This is a genomic window from Chimaeribacter coloradensis (assembly GCF_002858715.1).
In the GTDB taxonomy this organism is placed as follows: domain Bacteria; phylum Pseudomonadota; class Gammaproteobacteria; order Enterobacterales; family Enterobacteriaceae; genus Chimaeribacter; species Chimaeribacter coloradensis.
This window is the reverse complement of sequence record NZ_PJZH01000023.1, coordinates 17,121-37,425: the sequence shown is the minus strand read 5'-3', so window position 1 is coordinate 37,425 and position 20,305 is coordinate 17,121. Positions and strand designations below refer to the sequence as shown.

Here is a 20,305-nt window from a genome sequence, read left to right as displayed (position 1 = left end):
ATTGTCCGCAGTGTGATTGTGCATGGCGTTGCGCCGGAATATTCCGTAAGCTATGCCCCTTTTCCATCCCTGTAACCCGTGAGGCAGACTAATTATGGATTCACTCACCATCCCCGATCTGGCGCAACTGCGCCGCTGGCTGGATCAATTGGGGATATCGTTCTTTGAGTGCGATTCCTGTCAGGCTCTCCATCTGCCGCATATGCAGAATTTTGATGGCGTTTTTGATGCCAAGATCGATTTGGTGGATAACGTGATTTTGTTCTCAGCGTTGGCCGAGGTGAAGCCGACCGCCCTGATCCCGCTGTTCGCGGATCTGAGCCAGATTAACGCCAGCTCGCTCTCCGCCAAGGCGTTTATCGACATTCAGGATGACAACCTGCCGAAGCTGATTGTATGCCAGTCACTGAGCGTGCTGGTGGGCGTGACGCTGGAGCAGTTCGGCAGCTTTATGCAGCAGAGCGAAGAGCAGGTGTCGATGATCATCCTCGAAGCGCGTGCCAATGACCTGCTGTTTTTGGGCGACGATGACGACAACGCCCCACCGGTTGAGATCCTCCACCGCCTGCACTGATCCCCCCGATCGTTTTGCCGCTCTCGCGGCGGCAAACCCTCCCGCGTCTTTGTGACGTAATGCTTTATTCTGCGTTTTGCCCTCTATTGCCGGATATTTCGCGCTGTTTATCGCGCAGCCGACGTATCACATAGACAAAAAGTGCATAAAAAATCGATAAAAGGCGTTTTTTACGCTGGGCTATGGTGTGCCGCGGCAACAGCGGTTATGCTTCTGGTTCTGTGTAGGGCCTGCGATACCCCTGAAAAACCAAGCGGTTAATCCCGTGATGGGCAACCCCCCGGCGCATGCATGGCTATGCAGCGGCGGGGTCGGCAACGGCGCTAAGTCAGGAAAGGTGTTGTATCTCCGTGAGATACATATTTATTTTGATGGTTCACCCTGTTCTGGAGGGAGTTACGGATGGTTATCCCGCGTAAAAACTGGTTCTCAGGCCTGGTTGCCGGCCTGCTGATGGCGGCCTCCGTTACCGCTGCGGCGGAAGAAAAAACGCTGCATGTGTACAACTGGTCGGACTATATCGCGCCCGACACCTTAGCCAATTTCCAGAAAGAGACCGGCATCAAAGTGGTGTATGACGTCTTTGACTCTAATGAGGTACTGGAAGGCAAACTCATGGCCGGCAGCACCGGCTTCGACCTGGTGGTGCCGTCCGCCAGCTTCCTGGAGCGCCAGCTCAGCGCGGGCGTGTTCCAGCCGCTCGACAAGAGCAAGCTGCCGAACTACAAAAACCTCGACCCGGAGCTGCTGAAGCTGGTGGCGAAGCACGACCCGGACAACAAATACGCTATCCCGTACCTGTGGGCCACCACCGGCATCGGCTATAACGTGGAGAAAGTCAAAGCCGCGTTGGGCGCTGACGCGCCGGTCAACAGCTGGGATCTGGTGCTGAAGCCGGAAAACCTGGAGAAGCTGAAAAGCTGCGGCGTCTCCTTCTTGGACGCCCCGGAGGAGATCTTCGCCACGGTGCTGAACTACCTCGGCAAAGACCCGAACAGCAGCGCCGCCTCGGACTACAGCGGCCCGGCCACCGACCTGCTGCTGAAGCTGCGGCCGAACATCCGCTACTTCCACTCCTCGCAGTACATCAACGACCTGGCGAACGGTGACATCTGCGTCGCAGTCGGCTGGGCAGGGGATGTGATGCAGGCGGCCAACCGCGCCAAAGAGGCGAAAAACGGCGTGAACGTGGCCTACAGCATCCCGAAAGAGGGGGCGCTGGCCTTCTTTGACGTCTTCGCCATGCCGGCGGACGCCAAGAATAAGGAGGAGGCGTACCAGTTCCTCAACTACCTGATGAAGCCGGACGTCATGGCCAACATCAGTAACACCGTCTACTACGCCAGCGGCAACCTGGCGGCCACCCCGCTGGTGAACGCGGACGTGCGCAACAACCCGGGCATCTACCCGCCGGAAGAGGTGCGCGCTAAGATGTTTACCCTGAAGGTGCAGGAGCCGAAGATTGACCGCGTGCGTACCCGTGCCTGGACCAAGGTAAAGAGCGGTAAATAAGCCGCCGCCTGATGCCCCGTTCCCGGGGCATCACCCCCCGACCCTGATGCGACAGGCGGTTTTACGACCGCCTGTTATTCTTATTGTTGACAGTAACCTTATTGTTGACAGTGACAATGAACAGCGCTGCATACACAGCTGCAGCATTGACCCGCTTTTGCCGGAGAGCACACTGAGTGAATGACGCGATTCCCCGCCCTCAGCCCAAGTCCCAGAAGGTGTTCACACCGCTGCTGGAGATCCGTAACCTGACCAAATCCTTCGACGGCCAGACCGCCGTGGATGATGTCAGCCTGACGATTTATAAAGGTGAGATTTTTGCCCTGCTGGGTGCCTCCGGCTGCGGGAAGTCCACGCTGCTGCGGATGCTGGCCGGTTTTGAGGCCCCGACCCACGGCCAGATCGTGCTGGATGGGCAGGATCTCTCCCACGTGCCGCCCTACCAGCGGCCGATCAATATGATGTTCCAGTCCTACGCGCTGTTCCCGCACATGACGGTGGAGCAGAACATCGCCTTCGGCCTCAAGCAGGACAAGCTGCCCGGCGCGGAGATCAAGGCGCGCGTCGCCGAGATGCTGACGCTGGTGCATATGGAAGAGTACGCCAAACGCAAGCCGCACCAGCTCTCCGGCGGCCAGCGCCAGCGCGTTGCCCTGGCGCGCAGCCTGGCAAAACGGCCGAAACTGCTGCTGCTCGACGAGCCGATGGGCGCCCTCGACAAAAAACTGCGTGACCGCATGCAGCTGGAAGTGGTCGACATCCTGGAGCGCGTCGGCGCGACCTGCGTGATGGTGACCCACGACCAGGAAGAGGCGATGACCATGGCCGGGCGTATCGCCATCATGAACCGCGGCAAATTTGTGCAGATCGGCGAGCCGGAAGAGATCTACGAGCACCCGAACACCCGCTTCAGCGCCGAGTTCATCGGCTCGGTCAACGTGTTCGAAGGGCTGTTGCAGGAGCGTCGAGACGATGCGCTGGTGCTCAGCAGCCCCGGCCTGCGTCACCCGCTGTTGGTTGACCCGGACGCCTCGGTGGTGGACGGCGTGCCGGTGTTTGTCGCCCTGCGCCCGGAGAAGATCGCCCTGTGCGACGAGGTGCCGGCCAACGGCTGCAACTTCGCGGTGGGGGAGGTGGTGAACATCGCCTACCTCGGCGATTTGTCGATCTACCATGTCCGGCTGCTCAGCGGCCAGATGATCACCGCCCAATTGCAAAACGATCACCGCTACCGCAAAGGGATGCCTACCTGGGGCGACGAAGTGCGCCTCTGCTGGGATGCGGACAGCTGTGTTGTGCTCACGGCCTGATCAGGAGAGCGCCATGACCCTGTTAACCGAACGCCCCCCGGCCGCCCCGGCGCGGCCCCTGAAAACCTGGTTTGCCCGCCAGAAGATGCGCCACGGGCGCAAACTGGTGATCGCGCTGCCGTTTATCTGGCTGCTGCTGCTGTTCCTGCTGCCGTTTCTGATTGTGTTCAAAATCAGCCTGGCGGAGATGGCCCGCGCCATCCCGCCTTATACCGACCTGGTGAGCTGGGCGGACGGCACGCTGGAGATCGTGCTGAACCTCAACAACTACCTGTCGCTGACGGACGACCCGCTCTACATTGACGCCTACCTCCAGTCGCTGCGCGTGGCGGCGGTCTCGACGCTCTGCTGCCTGGCGATTGGCTACCCGCTCGCCTGGGCGGTGGCGCACAGCAAGCCCTCGACCCGCAACATCCTGCTGCTGCTGGTGATCCTGCCGTCGTGGACATCGTTTTTGATCCGCGTCTACGCCTGGATGGGCATCCTGAAAAACAACGGCGTGCTGAACAACGTGCTGATGTGGGCCGGGGTGATCGACCAGCCGCTGGTGATCCTGCACACCAACCTCGCGGTTTACATCGGCGTGGTCTACTCCTACCTGCCGTTTATGGTGCTGCCGATCTACACCGCGCTGTCACGCATCGACTACTCGCTGGTGGAGGCGTCACTCGACCTCGGCGCGCGGCCGCTGAAAACCTTCTTCCAGGTGATCGTGCCGCTGACCAAAGGCGGGATTATCGCCGGCTCGATGCTGGTGTTTATCCCGGCGGTGGGGGAGTACGTGATCCCGGAGCTGCTCGGCGGGCCGGACAGCATCATGATCGGCCGCGTGCTGTGGCAGGAGTTCTTCAATAACCGGGACTGGCCGGTGGCCTCGTCGGTGGCGATTGTGATGCTGCTGCTGCTGATTGTGCCGATCCTCTGGTTCCATAAACATCAGAACAAAAGCCTGGGAGACGGGGAATGAGTAACTTACCGGTGGTGCGCTCGCCGTGGCGCATCCTGATTCTGGTGCTGGCCTTCACCTTCCTCTATGCGCCGATGCTGATGCTGGTGATCTATTCGTTCAACAGCTCCAAGCTGGTGACGGTGTGGGCCGGCTGGTCGGTGCGCTGGTACGGGCAGCTGTTCCACGACGCCGCGATGATGAGCGCCGTGGGCCTCAGCCTGACCATTGCCGCCTGCGCGGCCACGGCGGCAGTGATCCTCGGCACGCTGGCGGCGGTGGTGATGGTGCGCTTCGGCCGTTTCCGCGGCGCCACCGGCTTCGCCTTTATGCTGACTGCGCCGCTGGTGATGCCGGACGTGATCACCGGGCTGTCGCTGCTGCTGCTGTTTGTGGCGCTCGGCCACGCCATCGGCTGGCCGCAGGAGCGCGGCATGTTCACCATCTTCCTGGCGCACGTCACCTTCTGTACCGCCTATGTGGCGGTGGTGATCGGCTCCCGGCTGCGTGAGCTGGACCGCTCCATCGAAGAGGCGGCGATGGATCTCGGTGCCGCGCCGCTCAAGGTCTTTTTCGTCATCACCGTGCCGATGATCGCCCCGGCGATTGTCTCCGGCTGGCTGCTGGCGTTTACCCTGTCGCTGGATGACCTGGTAATCGCCAGCTTCGTCTCCGGGCCGGGGGCGACCACGCTGCCGATGCTGGTCTTCTCCAGCGTGCGCCTGGGGGTGAACCCGGAGATCAACGCGCTGGCGTCGCTGATCCTGCTGGTGGTGGGGGTGATTGGCCTTATCGCCTGGTGGTTTATGGCCCGCGCAGAAAAGCAGCGGGTGCGCGATTTACAACGGGCCGCGCGTGGCTGATTCAGCCTAAAGCTGTTACGCTTTTCTTGCCGACGCCGCCGCTTCAGGCGGCGTCTTTTTTTCACAATGATGTGGCAGGCAGGAGAGCATTCAGATCAATGAGTCGTCTGGCATTTATTCCCGTTCCCGTAATGATCGGCGCAAGCGCCATTATCGCCACCCGGCTGCTCGGTTTTCTGCTGCTGTTTGATGAACTGGGGCTGGCGGGCGTAGGGGATTTTGTGCGTGCCAGCACGGAGAACTGGCTCAATACGCTGCTGCTGCTCTGCAGCCTGGTGATCATCCTGGTGGAGGCGCACTGCGCCTACGCGGTGATGCGCGCCCGCAACTGGGGGCGCTGGCTCTACTTCGGCTGCCAGCTGCTGGTGGTGGGGTATATGTTGCTGGCCTCTTTCGAGTGGTTCGGGCCGAAAATTTTCCGCATCGAAAGCGCCGACCCCGCCGAGGCGGTGAATGCGCTGATGATGCAGAAACTGCCCGATGCGCTGGTGCTGATCCTGCTGTTCCTGCCGCCCTCCAGCCGCCGCTTTTTCTCACGCCGCCGCTGACGCGCCCGCTGGCATTGGCCGGGCGCATACAGTACACTTTGCGCCCTTGATTTTTGCCCCTCCCGCATCCGACCAGGTAACTTATGCATTGCGCACAGTATGACGCCGGCACCTGCCGATCCTGCCAGTGGCTGGCCCTGCCTTACGACCGGCAGCTGGAACAGAAACAGCAGCAGTTACAGCAATTGCTGGCCGGGCGGCCGGTGGCCGCGTGGCTGCCGCCGGTCACCGGGCCGGAGCAGGCGTTCCGCAACAAAGCCAAAATGGTGGTCAGCGGCAGCGTGGAGCGCCCGCTGCTCGGGATGCTGCACCGCGACGGCACCCCGGTGGACCTCACCGCCTGCCCGCTTTACCCGGCCTCGTTTGAGCCGGTCTTCGCGGTGCTGAAAACCTTTATCGCCCGCGCCGGGCTGACGCCCTACCACGTGGCGCGCAAGCGCGGCGAGCTGAAGTTTATTCTGCTGACGGAGAGCACGCTGGACGGCGGGCTGATGCTGCGTTTTGTGCTGCGCTCGGAAACGAAACTGGCGCAGCTGCGCGCCGCGCTGCCGTGGCTGCAACAGCAGCTGCCGCAGCTGCGGGTGATCTCGGTGAACCTCCAGCCGGTACATATGGCGATTCTGGAAGGTGACACCGAAATCATGCTGACGGACGGCCAGATGCTGGCGGAGCAGTTCAACCAGGTGCCGCTCTACCTGCGCCCGCGCAGCTTTTTCCAGACCAACCCGCAGGTGGCGGCGTCGCTCTACGCCACTGCCCGCGACTGGGTGCGGGCGCTGCCGGTCAGGGCGATGTGGGATCTCTTCTGCGGCGTCGGCGGGTTTGGCCTGCACTGCGCCACGCCGGAGATGGCCCTGACCGGGATTGAGATCAGCGCCGAGGCGATCGCCTGCGCGCGCCGTTCCGCCGATCAGCTTGGGCTGGAGAAGGTGAACTTCCAGGCGCTGGACTCCACCGGCTTCGCCACCCATGAGGCGCAGGTGCCCGATCTGGTGCTGGTCAACCCGCCGCGCCGCGGCATCGGCACAGAATTGTGTGACTACCTGAGCCGCATGGCGCCGCCCTATATCCTCTACTCCAGCTGCAACGCCGAGAGCATGGCGCGCGACCTGGCCAGCCTGCCGGACTACGCCTGCGAGAAAATCCAGCTGTTCGACATGTTCCCCCACACCGCGCACTACGAAGTCCTGACCCTGCTGACCCGCCGCTGATCGCCCCCGCCACGGCCACCCGGCCGTGGCGCTGCGTTGCCTCTACTAAACCTCTGAAAATCTCCGTCCATCACAAAATGGTGATCGCGCTCACTCCACTACCGGTTGGCTACGACGTATAACACTTGCGTTTTATAGGGTTATATCAAGGAGAGAACAATGCCGATCCCGGTGTATTTATGGCTGAAAGATGATGCCGGTAATGACATCAAAGGCTCTGTTGACGTGCGCGGGCGTGAGAACAGTATTGAAGTCAGTTTTTTCAGTCATGATATTTCGCTGCCGACGGATAACCATACCGGCAGGATTACTCGTGTCCGTGAACATATGCCTATCTTATTTGAAAAAGAAATAGATGCTTCAAGCACCTATTTATATAAAGCATTAACCAGTGGGCAGAAGCTGCAATCTGCAGAATTCATTTTTTACCGGATTAATTACGCCGGGCAGGAGGAAGCGTATTTTACAGTCCGACTGGAAAATGTACATGTGGCCGCTATAGGCCCAGGAATGTATGACACAAAATCCAGCTATGGAGAGCAGCGTAATCATCTTGAGTTTGTCGAACTCCATTATGAAAAAATCATCTGGCGCTATCTGGATGGGAATATTACCCATGCAGATAGCTGGAATAATCGAGAAACTGTGTAAGGAGGCACTATGGGATGGGTATATCATCAAAGCACCGGTGAGCTTTATTATAACGGTGAAAAAGTAGGGAAAGGTTATGCCGGGCGCATGACGAATAAAAACAATCCTGATCGTCAGCAGGTAAAAGGGTTGGGGCCATTGCCAAGAGGAAAATACCTTATCAAAGGAGTAACACATTCAAAAGGGCCTTTAACTATTGTACTGGAACAGAAAACAGGCGAAACGTTTGGACGTAATAATTTCAGGATTCATGGTGAGCGGAAAAAAGAACCTGCAGGCTGGGCGTCTGAAGGATGCATTATCATGGGGCAGGATGTAAGAAAAAGAGTGGCAAAATCCATCGGTGGATATTTAGAGGTAGTCAGATGAAATGGGCTGCGCTCTTTATTCTCTCTCCGTTCCTTATTTTCTCCTCTGGGAAATCATGGGGAACCGTTACGCCGGAGAATATTACCTATGCCGTCAGTGAATTTGGCGCAGATAAGATGATGGAGGTGCTCAGGAAAAGTGATACACAATGGTATACCGTAATAGCAGGTATTGCCCGCGGCGAGGAGCCATGGCTTAACCTGGTGCCGTTAATAGGGGCAGAGGCGGATGAAAAACAGACCGGCGATGTCATGACTGCGTTAAGTTTTGCGTTGGTTTCTAACCCGCTGACCACACTGCAGATAGCCAAACGTCTCGATGCCAGGGCAGAGCAGGGTATTTATGCATTAGGCCGTTTTGGTACAGAAATCGTGTGTGGGGTGCCGATGACGCTGGACTATACGCGCGCGTCTACCCTGAAATATTATTCTCAGGTCAGGCAGTCACTGGAAAAAACAGGCGACAAGGGTGCGGCCTGTCTGGCGCTAATCACATCCTCCATGGAAGAGATCGAGTCAGAAGAGCGCCGCGAAAATATGACCTGGGGAGCCAAAACATGGCCATAAAAACCTCTCTTATTGCGCTGTCTCTGTTTTCTCATATGTCATGGGCTTCACTGACACCCGACGCCCTGCGCCATGTCGCTGAAACCGGAGGTGCTGACCAGGCCTGGGTAACGCTTAAGCAACCTGACGCGTGGCAGTTGCTGCTTTCCGGTGTCGCCAGGGGTGAACCGGCATGGTTAACGACCTTACCGCTGTTTGCCGCAAAAGCTAATCAAACGCAGCGGCATGAGTTACTGGACTCCCTGGCCCTTTCCCTGACGACCAACCCGGCAGCAACGCTCGATATATTGCCGGACATCGGTAAAACGATCGATAAGTCAGAGATCAACCTGTATGACTGGCAATATCTTTGCCCTGGTTTCATCAGTCTCGATTACACCAAAGAGTCAGTAGTACGCTATTACGACAGCGCAACCGAGGCGCTGCGTAAAATTGGCGATAAAGGCAAAGCGTGTATGACGTTGATGTATGAGGGACGTGATGAGCTGAAAGAGGAGGAATTCCGCGGAAAAGTCACCTGGGGAACCAAAACCTGGCCGTAAGCGTCAGGATCTCATCAGCGGCCTGCCGGGCCGCCTTGTCAGCCGGCGATACCGCCGAGGATCGCGGCCAGCCGGTCGAAGATCTCGCCGAACAGGTGCTCGCAGAAGGGGGCCATCAGCGGCATCATCATACTCAGGGTCAGCATGCCGATGGTCATGGTGACCGGAAAACCGATCACAAACACCGAGAGCTGCGGCGTCATGCGGTTCAGCAGGCCCAGCGCCATGTTCAGCGTCAGCAGCAGGGTGATGATCGGCAGTGCCAGCATCAGCCCGCTGCTGAAAATCAGGCTGCCCGCCTGGGCCAGCGCCATAAAGCCATTGCCCTGCAACGGGTCGCTGCGCACCGGCAGGGTGTGGAAGCTGTCCGCCAGCATCGAAATCAGCCACAGGTGGCCGTTGAAGCTTAAAAACAGCAGCACCGCCAGCAGGTTCATGATGCGCGCCAGCACCGGGGTGTTCGGGCCGCCCGACGGGTCAAAGAAGGTGGCGAACGACAGGCCCATCTGCAAACCGATAATCTCACCGGCCATGCGCACCGCGCCGAAGGCCAGCTGCATCGTCAGCCCCAGCGCCACGCCAATCATGATCTGCTGGATCGCCAGCCAGGCGGCGGCAGCGGAGAAAAGCGGGGTATCGTTGGCCGGCAGGCCGGGGGCGACAAGCAGGGTAATCAGCAGCCCCAGCCCCAGTTTCACCCGCGGCGGGATCTGCTTCTCACCAAACAGCGGGGCGCTGCTCAGCAGCGCCAGAATGCGCAGCAGCGGCCAGAAATAGAGGCTCAGCCAGTGGCCGAGCTGGGTGGTGTCCAGCGTGACCATATCAGCCGATAATCGTCGGCAGGCTGCTGAACAGCGTGCGCATATAGTCCAGCAACAGGTTCAGCATCCACGGCCCGGCCACCACCATCGTCGCCACCACCGCCAGGATCTTCGGGATAAAGGAGAGGGTCATCTCGTTGATCTGGGTGGCGGCCTGCAACAGGCTCACCACCAGGCCGGTCACCAGCGACACCAGCAACAGCGGGGCGGCCAGCAGCAGGGCGACTTTCATCGCCTCGCTGCCCATCGCCATAATCGATTCAGGGGTCATGGTCGCTCCGGGTTAACTGTAGAAACTTTGCGCCAGCGAGCCAAGCAGCAGCTGCCAGCCATCTACCAGCACAAACAGCATCAGCTTGAACGGCAGGGAGATGGTGGCGGGCGGCACCATCATCATCCCCAGCGCCATCAGCACGCTGGCCACCACCAGGTCAATAATCAAAAACGGGATAAACACCGTAAAGCCGATCTGGAAAGCGGTTTTCAGCTCACTGGTGACGTAAGCGGGCAGCAGAATGCGCATCGGCACCGCTTCCGGCCCCTGCAACGGCGGCAGGTTCGCCAGCCGGGCGTAGAGCGCGAGATCCGTTTCCCGCGTCTGGCGCAGCATAAATTCACGCAGCGGTTGCGCGCCGCGGTCCATCGCGGTCTCCATGCTGATCTTGTCCTGGCTGAACGGCTGGTAGGCCTCGCTGTAGATCTTGTCGAACACCGGGGCCATCACAAAGAAGGTCAGAAACAGCGCCAGCCCGAGCATCACCTGGTTCGGCGGGGCGGTCGGGGTGCCGAGGGCGTTACGCAGCAGCCCAAGCACGATGATGATGCGGGTAAAGCTGGTCATCATCAGCAGGCCGGCGGGCAGCAGCGTCAGGGTGGTGATAAACACCAGCGTCTGCACCGGCAGTGACCAGCTCTGGCCGCCGTTGGCCAACGGCTGGCTGACAAAGCCCGGCACCTGGGCAAAAACGGCCGGGGCCGCGAGCAACAGCAGGGCCGGTAACCCCAGGGTCAGGGCGCGGCGCAGGAAAAGGGTAGCGGTCATGCCGATTTATCCGGACGGTGAAGCACAGTGTTCAGTAACTGGCGGAACGGGTCAGCGGGGGCAGACGCCGCTGCTGCCGGTTCCGCCGGGGGGGCGCTCAGGGTATGGAGCGGGGTGATCTGGGTCGGCGTGACGCCGAGCACCAGCCAGGTGTTGTCCACCTCGACCACCACCACCCGCTCACGCTGGCCAACCTGGCAACTGGCCGTCACCTTCAGCAGCGCGCTGTTGCGGCGCTGCGGGGCGAAGCCCAGACGTTTGACCACCCAGCCCGCCAGCAGGATCAGCAGCAGAATGCCGCCCAGCCCGGAGCCGACCTGCGTCACCAGCGAGCCGGTGGAGATCGCCGGGGCGGCCGGCACCACCGCCACATGGGCCGGTGCCGCCGCCGGTGGCGTGGCAACCGGCTGTGTGACGACCGGTTGTGCCGTGGCCGGTTGCGCCGCAGCAGCGGCAGGCGTTGCCGCAACAGCAGCGGCCGGTGCGGCGGCCGCCACCGGGGCATCAGCCGGGGCAGCAGGGTGGTCAGCGTACAGGTTGGTCAGTGTGGTCATCAGCGGCTCAGGCGGCGCATCCGCTCAGAAGGGGTAATGATGTCAGTGATGCGTACGCCGAACTTGTCAGCGACCACCACCACTTCACCCTGGGCAATCAGGTAACCGTTGATCAGGATGTCCAGCGGCTCACCTGCCAGGCCGTCCAGCGCCACCACCGAGCCTTGCGACAGGCGCAGCAGCTCTTTGATGGTCATCTTGGTGCGGCCGAGTTCCACCGTGAGCTTGACCGGGATGTCGAGGATCATGTCGATATCCTGCAAATTGCCCAGCCCTTCGTGCGGCTCAAGGGATTTGAACACCCCTTCGGTGGTCGGCACCGGTTTTTCGGCGGCCTGCTGCTGTTCGTTGAACGCATCAGCCCATAAGTCGTCCACGGATCCGGTTGCGTCAGTCGGCTGGTTGGCGTCAGTCATTGGGCTGTTCCTCATTCAGCGAATTCAAAATAGGGTTAATCAGGTGTTCCACGCGCAGCGCGTACTGGCCGTTCAGCGTGCCGTACTGACTGGTCAGCACCGGTACGCCATCAACATGGGCAATCAGGCGATCGGCTTTCTCAATCGGCAGCACGTCACCCGGTTGTAATTTCATAATCTGTGACAACCGCAGCGGGATCTCAGCGAAATTCGCCACCAGCTCCAGCTCCGAGTGCTGCACCTGGTGAACCAGCGTATCGCGCCAGTTGTTGTCCTCCTGGCGGGAGTTCTCCAGCGGCGGGTTGGTCAGCAGCTCGCGCAGCGGTTCAATCATCGCGAACGGGATACAGATGTTGAAATCCCCGCTCAGCGCGCCGATCTCAACGTGGAACGGCGTGGTCACCACGATGTCGTTCGGCGAGGTGGTGATGTTGGTGAACTTCACCTGCATCTCGGCACGCACATACTCGATGTCGATTTTGTAAATCGCACTCCAGGCGTCACCGTAGGCATCCAGCGCCAGCCGCAGCATCCGCTTGATCACCCGTTGTTCCGTGTGGGTAAACTCACGCCCCTCGACCTTGGTCGGGAAACGGCCGTCGCCGCCAAACAGGTTATCCACGGCGATGAACACCAGGCTCGGCTCAAACACGAACAGGGCAGTGCCGCGCAACGGCTTCAGCTGCACCAGGTTCAGGTTGGTCGGCACCGGCAGGTTGCGCGCAAACTCATGGTAGGGCTGGATCTTGATGCCGCCCACCGTGATGTCCGGGCTGCGCCGCAACAGGTTAAACAGCCCCATGCGGAAGTGCCGCGCAAAACGCTCGTTGATAATCTCCAGCGCCTGCAGGCGTTCCCGCACAACGCGGCGTTGGGTGGTCGGGTCATACGGCCGGACGTCATTTTCACTGCCGGTGGCGGCAACAGGTTCGTCACTGTTGCTGTCACCGTTCAGCAGCGCGTCAATCTCAGCCTGAGAAAGGATGCTATCGCCCATAACCGGTCACCGTAAGATAAAGGCGGTGAACAGGACGTCGGTCACCTTCTGGTCCGGCTGGCCCGGGACCATAGACGGGCGGAGCACGTCTTTGATCTGGCCGATAAGTTGTTGCTTGCCCGCTTCACTTGCCAGCTGGTCCGGCGTCTGGCGCGACAGCAGCAACAGCAGGCGGCTGCGCACTTCCGGCAGGTAGCCGGAGAGGGTGGTGCGGGTCTCTTCATCCGGCAGACGCAGGGTCAGGCCGATATACAGCACGCGGTCCGGGTCGTTGGTCGGCGTCTGGAGGTTGACGGTAAAGGTGTCCAGCGGCATAAACACCGGGGCGGCAGGCGGCTTAGGTTTCTCGCTGACGGTACCCTCGGTATGGTTATGCATTCTCCACCAGCTGTAGCCCGCTGCTGCGCAGGCGGCAAGGGCGACCACGATGAGAATGATCATCCAGGGGAAGCGTTTACCTTTACCTTTGGCTGTGATGGCTTGTTCAGACATGGATAAGTCAGGTTCCTGTACGTTAACGCCCGGCACGCAATGCCTGCCGGACTAGAAGTTGCGATGATTATCGCGTTTATCGGCCCGGACAATAGGCGGAATAGGCATGGAAAACCGCCTTACCTCATCCGTTTGTGGGGGCAGGGGGAAAAAGCGTCAGGCGAAGATGTCCACGCCGCTGCCGCCGCCCAGGCGTGACGCCAGGCTGGCCGGCACCGCCAGCGGTTCCGCGGCGGCGCGGGCGTCAGTGGCGTTCCAGCTGCCCGGCGTGCTGCGGCTGCCCTGCTGCTGGGCGCTCTGCTGCGGGTTCTGCCAGGCGCTGCCGTCACTGCCGACGCTGCTCTGGCCAAGGCTGATGCCGCTCTCTGCCAGCGCGGTGCGCAGGTGCGGCATGGCGGCTTCCACCGCGGCGCGGACCTGCTGGTGCGGTGAGGCGAAGTGCAGCTGTGCCTGGTTGTTGTCAATCTTCAGGCTTATCTGCAACGCCCCGAGATCTTCCGGGTGCAGCCGCAGCTCGGCGCTCTGCTGGCCCTGGCGGGTAAACATCATCACCTGCTGGCCCAGCGCCTGCTGCCACTCCGGGCTGGCGAGCGGGCTGCTGAGCACCGGGGCCGAGGCCACGGCCGGGGCGGCAACAGCCGGGGCCGCTGCTGCGGTGGCGGCGGCCACCGGCATCGCCAGCGCCTGCACCGTCGGCTGCGGCGCGCTGTCCGGGGAGGTGACGGCGGCCTCTTTCTGCGGCTGGGCAGAGGAGAGCAGCATGGCTGCGCTCTCCAGGCTCTCTGCCGGGGCCACGGCCGGGGCGGCTGCGGCGGAGGTTTCCGCGTCAGCCTGAAGGGCGGGTGCGCCCGAAGCCGCAGGCGTGGCCGCCGCCGGGGCGGAGGCGGTCAGCGCCGTGGTCAGGCCGGCGGCGCGGGTCAGGGCGGCGTCACCGCCGGTGGCTTCCGCCGTCACGGTGGCGGCGTTCGCCGCCTGTGCCGGGGCGATCACCGGCGCGGGCAGGCCGAGCATGGCGAACAGGGACTGGATCGCCTGCTGGTCATCCTCTTTTTCCGCGTTAACGGCGGTGTCGCTTTTCTCCACGCGCGCATCACGGCTGGCCAGCGCAGCCGGGGCGGTGCCGGGCTGGGTCAGTTTTTCCACGGCAGCAGCCAGCTGGCTCACCAGATCGGCAGCCTGCGTTTTACCCGCCGTGGTTTTGCCGGTGGCAGTGGCCGCGACCAGCGCCGCTTTGCCGTCAGCCGTCAGCGCGGTCACACCTTTGCCTTTTGGCTCACCTGCCGCTGTCAGGGCGCTGCCCGGCAGGCCGGCGGCCAGCTGGCTGAGCTGGGCGTCGAGCTGGCCGGCAAAGTCGAGGCCGCTCTCTTCCGGCAGCAGCCCGTCGGCCAGGCCGTTGGCGGTGGCCGCAGGGGAGATCGCGGTGGCGGCGGTGGCCGTGGTGGCCTCGGCCGCCGGGGCGAGGTTCAACAGAGTCAGATTCATTGTTCGCGGTTCCTGTAGGTGCTTCGTTGCGCAAATTCGTCCATGCGTTTCTGGTCCAGCCGCCCCTCCACCACCCGCTGCTGTAGCTGGGCGCGGTCGGCCAGCGTCTGGTAGGCGTTCAGCCGCTGCTGCTTGTCCTGCCAGTGGCTCACCGCCTGGTCCAGGCGCTGGCTCCACTGCGCCAGCTGGCGGCGGTGCTGCTCAATCGCCTTGTCCAGCGTCTGGATAAACTGCTGGTAGTTCTGCCAGCTCAGGGCATCGATACCGCCGTTCAGCGTGCTGTTGAGCTGCTGGCGGTACTCATCCTGGTAACTGAGCAACATCGTGAGCTGCTGTTCGGCGTTAAGGTGCGACTGGCGCACCTGCCCAAGCTGGGTCACGGCCTGGTCCAGCGCTTTTTGCGCCAGATCGCGCAGGGTACCCATCGGGGAGAGAGTGTTCATCCGGGCCTCACAGGGAAAAACGGGTTGCCGGTCAGTTCGGCAACAGAGTCGTCAGGTGGTCGCAGGCGGCGGTGAAGTCGCTCTGCTCATGGATGCCCTGCTGCAACAGCGCCTCCATCTGCGGGTAGAGGCGGATGGCGCGGTCGAGCAGCGGGTCACTGCCGGCGGCATAGGCCCCGACGCTGACCAGATCGCGGTTGCGCTGGTAGCTCGCCAGCATCTGTTTGAACTGGCGCACCCGGCGGTAGTGGGTGTCATCAATCAGCGAGGTCATCGCCCGGCTGATAGAGGCCTCAATGTCGATCGCCGGGTAGTGGCCCGACTCCGCCAGGCGGCGCGACAGCACCACATGGCCGTCGAGGATGGCGCGTGCCGAGTCGGCGATCGGGTCCTGCTGGTCATCGCCTTCGGTCAGTACGGTATAGAAGGCGGTGATCGAGCCGCCGCCGTCCACGCCGTTACCGGCACGCTCCACCAGTGCGGGCAGCTTGGCGAAGACGGAAGGCGGGTAGCCTTTGGTGGCGGGCGGCTCGCCGATCGCCAGGGCGATTTCACGCTGCGCCATCGCGTAGCGGGTCAGGGAGTCCATGATCAGCAGCACATGCTGGCCGCGGTCGCGGAAATCTTCAGCGATGCGGGTGGCGTAAGCCGCGCCCTGCATCCGCAGCAGCGGCGAGACGTCAGCCGGGGCGGCGATCACCACCGAGCGGGCGCGGCCTTCCGCCCCGAGGATGTTTTCAATGAAATCTTTGACTTCGCGGCCACGCTCGCCAATCAGCCCGACCACGATCACATCGGCCTGGGTGTAGCGCGCCATCATGCCGAGCAGCACGCTTTTGCCGACGCCGGAACCGGCGAACAGGCCCATGCGCTGGCCGCGCCCCACGGTGAGCAGGGCGTTGATGGCGCGCACGCCGACGTCCAGCACCTGCTCAATCGGGGTACGCAGCAGCGGGTTGACCGGGGCGGTCATCAGCGGCGCGCGGAAGCCGGTCTCCGGCGGCGGCAGGCCGTCCAGCGGTTTGGCCGCGCCGTCCAGCACCCGGCCGAGCAGCTGCGGGCCGAGCGGCAACTGCTTGCCGCTGCTCTGGCCGTCCGGCGTCAGGCGGGCGTAAACGCGTGCGCCGGGCAGGATGCCTTCGACCTCTTCCAGCGGCATCAGGAACAGGCGCTGCCCCTGAAAGCCCACCACTTCGCTCTCCACTTCCTGCACCTGATGGTTGGCGTCGGTGCGCTCAATAATGCAGGTGGCACCCAGCGGCAGCTGGAGGCCGGTCGCCTCCAGCACCAGCCCGGTCGCCCGGGTCAGGCGGCCGTAACGGCGCAGGGCGGGGGTGCGGGTAATGCGCTGTTCGGCATCATCCAGCGCGTGCAGCAGGCGGCCTAAGCGGGCAGTCATACTTCCCCCGGTGCCGCCAGGCGGCAGAGTTCCTGCCAGCGCGTGGCGAGCGAGGCGTCGAGGTCACCATCTTCGGCACTGACTTTGCAGCCGCCGCGGTGGATCTGCGGGTCAGCCACCAGCCGCCAGCCGTTGAGGCTCAGCGTCACGCCGAGCTGCTGCTCGACGCGGTCATAATCCTGCGGGCTGACCCGCAGCTGCGGTTTGCCGCTGAACATCGGCTCCTGCTGGATCAGCTGCTGGATCTGGCTGAGCAGGGCGGCACCGTCGCACTGCGGTGCCTGGCCGAGGATCTGCTTCGCCGCGGTCAGCGCCAGCTGCATCAGGCGCGAGGCGATCACGCTGTCCAGCGAGTCCAGCGTCTGCTGGAAGTCGGTGACCATCGCCTGCCACTGGTCGGTCAGCGGCTGCTGCTGCGCCTGGGCCGCCTCCAGCCCCTGCTGCTGCCCGGCCTGATAACCGGCCTGGAAGCCAGCGTCATAGCCCTGCTGTTTGCCCTGCTGGAAGCCGAGCTGGTGCCCTTCCTGCTGCGCCTGCTGGCGCAACCCGGCCAGTTCGTGCTGGCGGGCGTGCTCCTCGTGCTCCGCCAGCACATCGTAGGCGGCCTGGAAGGCCGGCTCCATGCGCTTCGGGGCAGGGGAGAGATCGTTTAATTTCCACGGTTGCCACGGCAGCCGGTTCAGCGCATCAGACATAGGTATCCTCGCCACCACCAATCATCATTTCGCCGGTTTCCGCCAGACGGCGGACAATCAGCAGGATCGCTTTCTGCTCGGCCTCGACCTGCGACATACGCATCGGGCCGCGGTTGGCCAGGTCGTCGCGCAGGATATCGGCCGCACGCTGCGACATATTGTTGAGGAACTTGTCGCGCAGCGGCTGTTCGGCACCTTTCAGTGCCACCAGCAGCGACTCGTTGTCCACTTCCTGCAACAGGCGCTGGATGCTGCGGTCGTCGACCTGCACCAGGTTTTCGAACAGGAACATCTCGTCGACAATTTTCTGGGCCAGCTCGCCGTCGTAGCCGCGCATCGCGTCCATGACCGCCTCTTCCTGCTGGGTTTTCATCAGGTTGATGATCTCGGCCGCGGTACGCACGCCGCCCAGCTTGCTGCGCTTGAGGTTCTGGCCGTCGAGCAGGTTGTTCAGCACTTCCGTCAGCTCCGCCAGCGCCGCCGGCTGCACGCCGCCGAAAGTGGCGATACGCAGCATCACATCGTTGCGCAGGCGTTCGTCGAACTGCGCCAGGATGTCGGCCGCCTGGCCGCGCTTCAGGTGCACCATAATGGTGGCGATGATCTGCGGGTGTTCGTCGCGGATCAGGTCGGCCGCCATCAGCGGTTCCATATAGTTGAGCGTCTCCATGCCGGTGGTGGTCTCACGCGACTCGAGGATGTCCTCGAGCAGGCTGGAGGCACGCTCTTCGCCCAGCGCCTTGATCAGCACCGAGCGCAGGTAGTCATTGGTGTTGATGCTCAGGGCGGCGTACTGCTCGGCGTCCACCTCAAATTCGTTGAGCACTTCCGCCAGCACCTTGGTGGAGATGTGGTGGGTGTTCGCCATCGCGCTGCTCAGCTGCTGTACCTCGCGCGAGGAGAGGTGCTTGAACACCTCCGCCGCGCGGTCTTCACCCAGCGTCATCAACAGCACGGCGCTCTTTTCGGTTCCGGACAAACTCATAGCTCAGTACTCATCCATTGGCGGATCACCAGGGCGACCACGCGGGGTTCTTTATCGGCCAGCTCCTGGACGCGCTGGGTCTGGACTTCCACGCTGACGCGTTGCTGGGAGCGCTTGCGCTGCGCCAGCTCATCACTGCTCGGTTTGGCCGTCGGGGCACTTTCGGCAGCGGAGGTGGCCTGGGCAGCAGCGGCAGCGGCCACGGCGGCTTCCTGAGCCTGCTGCTGTTTACGCAGTTGCGGGCGGACCAGCTTGCGCCACAGGATCCAGGCGACAATCAGAATCAGCAGGTAACGGCCGGCGTTAAGCAACTGCTCGAAGAACGACTGCTGTTTCCAGAACGGCAGCTCGGCCGGGAGATCCTGTGTGTCGTTAAACGGCGTGTTGACCACGTTCAGGCTGTCGCCGCGCTCGGCGGAGTAGCCCATCGCCTCACGCACCAGATCGTTGATCTGCTTGAGCTGGGCGTCGGTCAGCGCTTTCTGCTTGCCGTCGGCACCGGTGGCGTAGTTCACCACCACCGCCACGGAGAGGCGCTGCACGCCGCCCGCGCTTTCGGTGGTGTGGCGGATGGTGCGGTCCAGCTCGTAGTTGGTGGTCTCATCATGGCGGCTGCTGCCCGGGACGCTGCCGCGCGCCGTGGTGGCGGTGCTGCGGGTCGCGGTGTCAGCAGGTTTGTTGGCCGCCGCATTCTTGCCGTTGGCCGCCGTCTTGGCTGCCGGGGTCTCAATCGGTGCGGTGGTGGCCGGGGCCGGCTGGTTGGAGAGCGCGCCCGGCACGCCGCCCACTGCGGAGCCGACCTGATCGTTGGTGCTCAGCTGGCGGGAACGGATGGCGGCGTCGTCGGCGTTGCCGTTCGGCTTGTACTGCTCATCCGTCTGCTCGCGCGCGGCGAAGTCGATCTGCGCGGTCACCTGCGCATGGACGTTGGCCGCCCCCACCATCGGGGCCAGGATGTTCTCAATACGGCGCTGGAAGCGGGACTCCAGCTCATTGGTGAATTTCAGTTGGGTGGCGTTCAGGAAACGCTCACTGCCTTCGGTCTGGGTCAGCAGGTGGCCGCTCTGGTCCACCACGGTCACGCTGGCCGGCGGCAGGCCGGAGACGCTGCTGGAGACCATATAAACGATGGCGTTGATCTGGCCGTCATCCAGCGCGCGGCCGGGTTGCAGCGCCAGCGTCACCGAGGCGGACGGGGATTTCTGCTCGCGCACGAACAGCGAAGGCTTCGGCATCGCCAGATGCACGCGTGCGCTCTGCACCGGGCCGAGGGTCTCAATGGTGCGCGACAGCTCGCCCTCCAGGCCACGCTGGTAGTTGAGCTGCTCGCTGAACTGGCTGATGCCGAACTTCTCCTGATCCATCAGTTCAAAGCCGACCGCGCCGCCCTTGGGCAGCCCGGCCTGCGCCAGGCGCAGGCGCGTCTCATAGACGCTCTCTGCCGGCACCAGCAGCGCGCCGCCATTGTCGGCGAAGCGGTAAGGGATGTTCATCTGCGTCAGCTGGGTGACGATGGCACCGCCATCCTTGTCATTCAGGTTACTGAACAGGACGCGGTAATCCGGGCTGCGCGCCCAGAGCATCATGGCGACGACAATCGCCACGGCGGCCGCGGCAGCAACCAGCAACGGAATTTTTGGATTGGCGCGCAGGCGGGTAAACAGCGCGTTCAGGCCGTTTTCACGGTTATCGCCGGTCGCGGTCGCGGCATTCATAAAGCCACCTCGCTACACTGCAAACGGATGTGAGTAATGGTATAGAGTTGCAAAACGGACTCCCTGGCGGTTTGCGTTGACGCGTCAAAAGGCACTGGATCGGGTAATAGGAAATGTCCCAATTTTCAGGTGGGCCATTATTTGCTGTTGACAGAAATTTCGATGGCTGAAT

Annotated in this window: 24 protein-coding genes; 11 read left to right on the top strand and 13 right to left on the bottom strand. The window is 62.3% G+C overall.

What is annotated here, in order from left to right:
• Nucleotides 1-94: 94 nt before the first annotated feature.
• From CYR32_RS16910 to CYR32_RS16860, 11 genes are all read left to right on the top strand, one after another.
• On the top strand, nucleotides 95-574 hold the full coding sequence (locus CYR32_RS16910) for a YbjN domain-containing protein (RefSeq protein ID WP_101826323.1): 480 nt from the start codon (nucleotides 95-97) through the stop codon (nucleotides 572-574).
• 402 nt (nucleotides 575-976) lie between these two features.
• A complete protein-coding gene (gene potF, locus CYR32_RS16905) occupies nucleotides 977-2,086 on the top strand; it encodes a spermidine/putrescine ABC transporter substrate-binding protein PotF (RefSeq protein WP_101826322.1) in 1,110 nt (369 codons plus the stop codon).
• 176 nt (nucleotides 2,087-2,262) lie between these two features.
• Nucleotides 2,263-3,396 (top strand): putrescine ABC transporter ATP-binding subunit PotG, encoded by a 1,134-nt coding sequence (potG, locus tag CYR32_RS16900; RefSeq protein ID WP_101826321.1) that lies wholly within the window; start codon nucleotides 2,263-2,265, stop codon nucleotides 3,394-3,396.
• Between the two features lie 13 nt (nucleotides 3,397-3,409).
• Nucleotides 3,410-4,363, top strand: a complete 954-nt coding sequence (gene potH, locus CYR32_RS16895; protein ID WP_101826320.1) for a putrescine ABC transporter permease PotH — start codon at nucleotides 3,410-3,412, stop codon at nucleotides 4,361-4,363.
• Nucleotides 4,360-5,205 (top strand): putrescine ABC transporter permease PotI, encoded by an 846-nt coding sequence (gene potI / locus CYR32_RS16890; RefSeq protein WP_101826319.1) that lies wholly within the window; start codon nucleotides 4,360-4,362, stop codon nucleotides 5,203-5,205. The genes potH and potI overlap by 4 nt, the downstream gene beginning before the upstream one ends.
• 98 nt (nucleotides 5,206-5,303) lie before the next feature.
• Complete coding sequence (locus tag CYR32_RS16885) at nucleotides 5,304-5,753, top strand: YbjO family protein (protein ID WP_101826318.1); 450 nt, start codon at nucleotides 5,304-5,306, stop codon at nucleotides 5,751-5,753.
• Between the two features lie 83 nt (nucleotides 5,754-5,836).
• Entirely contained in the window at nucleotides 5,837-6,964 is a 1,128-nt protein-coding gene (rlmC, locus tag CYR32_RS16880; protein WP_101826317.1) for a 23S rRNA (uracil(747)-C(5))-methyltransferase RlmC, read from the top strand.
• A gap of 159 nt (nucleotides 6,965-7,123) precedes the next feature.
• Complete coding sequence (gene tssD / locus CYR32_RS16875; protein ID WP_101826316.1) at nucleotides 7,124-7,615, top strand: type VI secretion system tube protein TssD; 492 nt, start codon at nucleotides 7,124-7,126, stop codon at nucleotides 7,613-7,615.
• Between the two features lie 9 nt (nucleotides 7,616-7,624).
• The gene (locus CYR32_RS16870; protein ID WP_101826315.1) at nucleotides 7,625-7,984 is read left to right on the top strand and encodes a tlde1 domain-containing protein; all 360 of its coding nucleotides are present in this window, start codon (nucleotides 7,625-7,627) and stop codon (nucleotides 7,982-7,984) included.
• Complete coding sequence (locus CYR32_RS16865) at nucleotides 7,981-8,550, top strand: hypothetical protein (protein WP_101826314.1); 570 nt, start codon at nucleotides 7,981-7,983, stop codon at nucleotides 8,548-8,550. The genes CYR32_RS16870 and CYR32_RS16865 overlap by 4 nt, the downstream gene beginning before the upstream one ends.
• Complete coding sequence (locus tag CYR32_RS16860) at nucleotides 8,541-9,092, top strand: hypothetical protein (RefSeq protein WP_101826313.1); 552 nt, start codon at nucleotides 8,541-8,543, stop codon at nucleotides 9,090-9,092. Before CYR32_RS16865 ends, CYR32_RS16860 begins: the two co-directional genes overlap by 10 nt.
• Nucleotides 9,093-9,130: 38 nt before the next feature.
• Here the strand turns inward: CYR32_RS16860 and fliR are convergent, their stop codons facing one another.
• The 13 genes from fliR to fliF all read right to left on the bottom strand — a co-directional run bounded on the left by fliR (nucleotide 9,131) and on the right by fliF (nucleotide 20,133).
• Nucleotides 9,131-9,913 (bottom strand): flagellar biosynthetic protein FliR, encoded by a 783-nt coding sequence (fliR, locus tag CYR32_RS16855; RefSeq protein ID WP_101826312.1) that lies wholly within the window; start codon nucleotides 9,911-9,913, stop codon nucleotides 9,131-9,133.
• Between the two features lies 1 nt (nucleotide 9,914).
• The gene (gene fliQ / locus CYR32_RS16850) at nucleotides 9,915-10,184 is read right to left on the bottom strand and encodes a flagellar biosynthesis protein FliQ (protein ID WP_101826311.1); all 270 of its coding nucleotides are present in this window, start codon (nucleotides 10,182-10,184) and stop codon (nucleotides 9,915-9,917) included.
• A gap of 12 nt (nucleotides 10,185-10,196) precedes the next feature.
• The gene (gene fliP, locus CYR32_RS16845) at nucleotides 10,197-10,937 is read right to left on the bottom strand and encodes a flagellar type III secretion system pore protein FliP (protein ID WP_175578828.1); all 741 of its coding nucleotides are present in this window, start codon (nucleotides 10,935-10,937) and stop codon (nucleotides 10,197-10,199) included.
• Between the two features lie 14 nt (nucleotides 10,938-10,951).
• Entirely contained in the window at nucleotides 10,952-11,491 is a 540-nt protein-coding gene (gene fliO / locus CYR32_RS16840) for a flagellar biosynthetic protein FliO (protein WP_420912849.1), read from the bottom strand.
• Between the two features lie 17 nt (nucleotides 11,492-11,508).
• Entirely contained in the window at nucleotides 11,509-11,925 is a 417-nt protein-coding gene (gene fliN, locus CYR32_RS16830; RefSeq protein WP_101826308.1) for a flagellar motor switch protein FliN, read from the bottom strand.
• A complete protein-coding gene (fliM, locus tag CYR32_RS16825) occupies nucleotides 11,918-12,922 on the bottom strand; it encodes a flagellar motor switch protein FliM (protein ID WP_101816003.1) in 1,005 nt (334 codons plus the stop codon). The genes fliN and fliM overlap by 8 nt, the downstream gene beginning before the upstream one ends.
• Nucleotides 12,923-12,928: 6 nt before the next feature.
• On the bottom strand, nucleotides 12,929-13,414 hold the full coding sequence (gene fliL, locus CYR32_RS16820) for a flagellar basal body-associated protein FliL (RefSeq protein WP_101826307.1): 486 nt from the start codon (nucleotides 13,412-13,414) through the stop codon (nucleotides 12,929-12,931).
• 156 nt (nucleotides 13,415-13,570) lie between these two features.
• A complete protein-coding gene (locus CYR32_RS21910; protein ID WP_241523849.1) occupies nucleotides 13,571-14,896 on the bottom strand; it encodes a flagellar hook-length control protein FliK in 1,326 nt (441 codons plus the stop codon).
• Nucleotides 14,893-15,339 (bottom strand): flagellar export protein FliJ, encoded by a 447-nt coding sequence (gene fliJ / locus CYR32_RS16810; protein ID WP_101826306.1) that lies wholly within the window; start codon nucleotides 15,337-15,339, stop codon nucleotides 14,893-14,895. Before fliJ ends, CYR32_RS21910 begins: the two co-directional genes overlap by 4 nt.
• Before the next feature lie 31 nt (nucleotides 15,340-15,370).
• Entirely contained in the window at nucleotides 15,371-16,738 is a 1,368-nt protein-coding gene (gene fliI / locus CYR32_RS16805) for a flagellar protein export ATPase FliI (RefSeq protein WP_101826305.1), read from the bottom strand.
• The gene (gene fliH / locus CYR32_RS16800; protein ID WP_101826304.1) at nucleotides 16,735-17,433 is read right to left on the bottom strand and encodes a flagellar assembly protein FliH; all 699 of its coding nucleotides are present in this window, start codon (nucleotides 17,431-17,433) and stop codon (nucleotides 16,735-16,737) included. Before fliH ends, fliI begins: the two co-directional genes overlap by 4 nt.
• Entirely contained in the window at nucleotides 17,426-18,418 is a 993-nt protein-coding gene (fliG, locus tag CYR32_RS16795) for a flagellar motor switch protein FliG (protein ID WP_101826303.1), read from the bottom strand. The genes fliH and fliG overlap by 8 nt, the downstream gene beginning before the upstream one ends.
• Complete coding sequence (gene fliF, locus CYR32_RS16790) at nucleotides 18,415-20,133, bottom strand: flagellar basal-body MS-ring/collar protein FliF (protein ID WP_101826302.1); 1,719 nt, start codon at nucleotides 20,131-20,133, stop codon at nucleotides 18,415-18,417. The genes fliG and fliF overlap by 4 nt, the downstream gene beginning before the upstream one ends.
• Nucleotides 20,134-20,305: the final 172 nt, after the last annotated feature.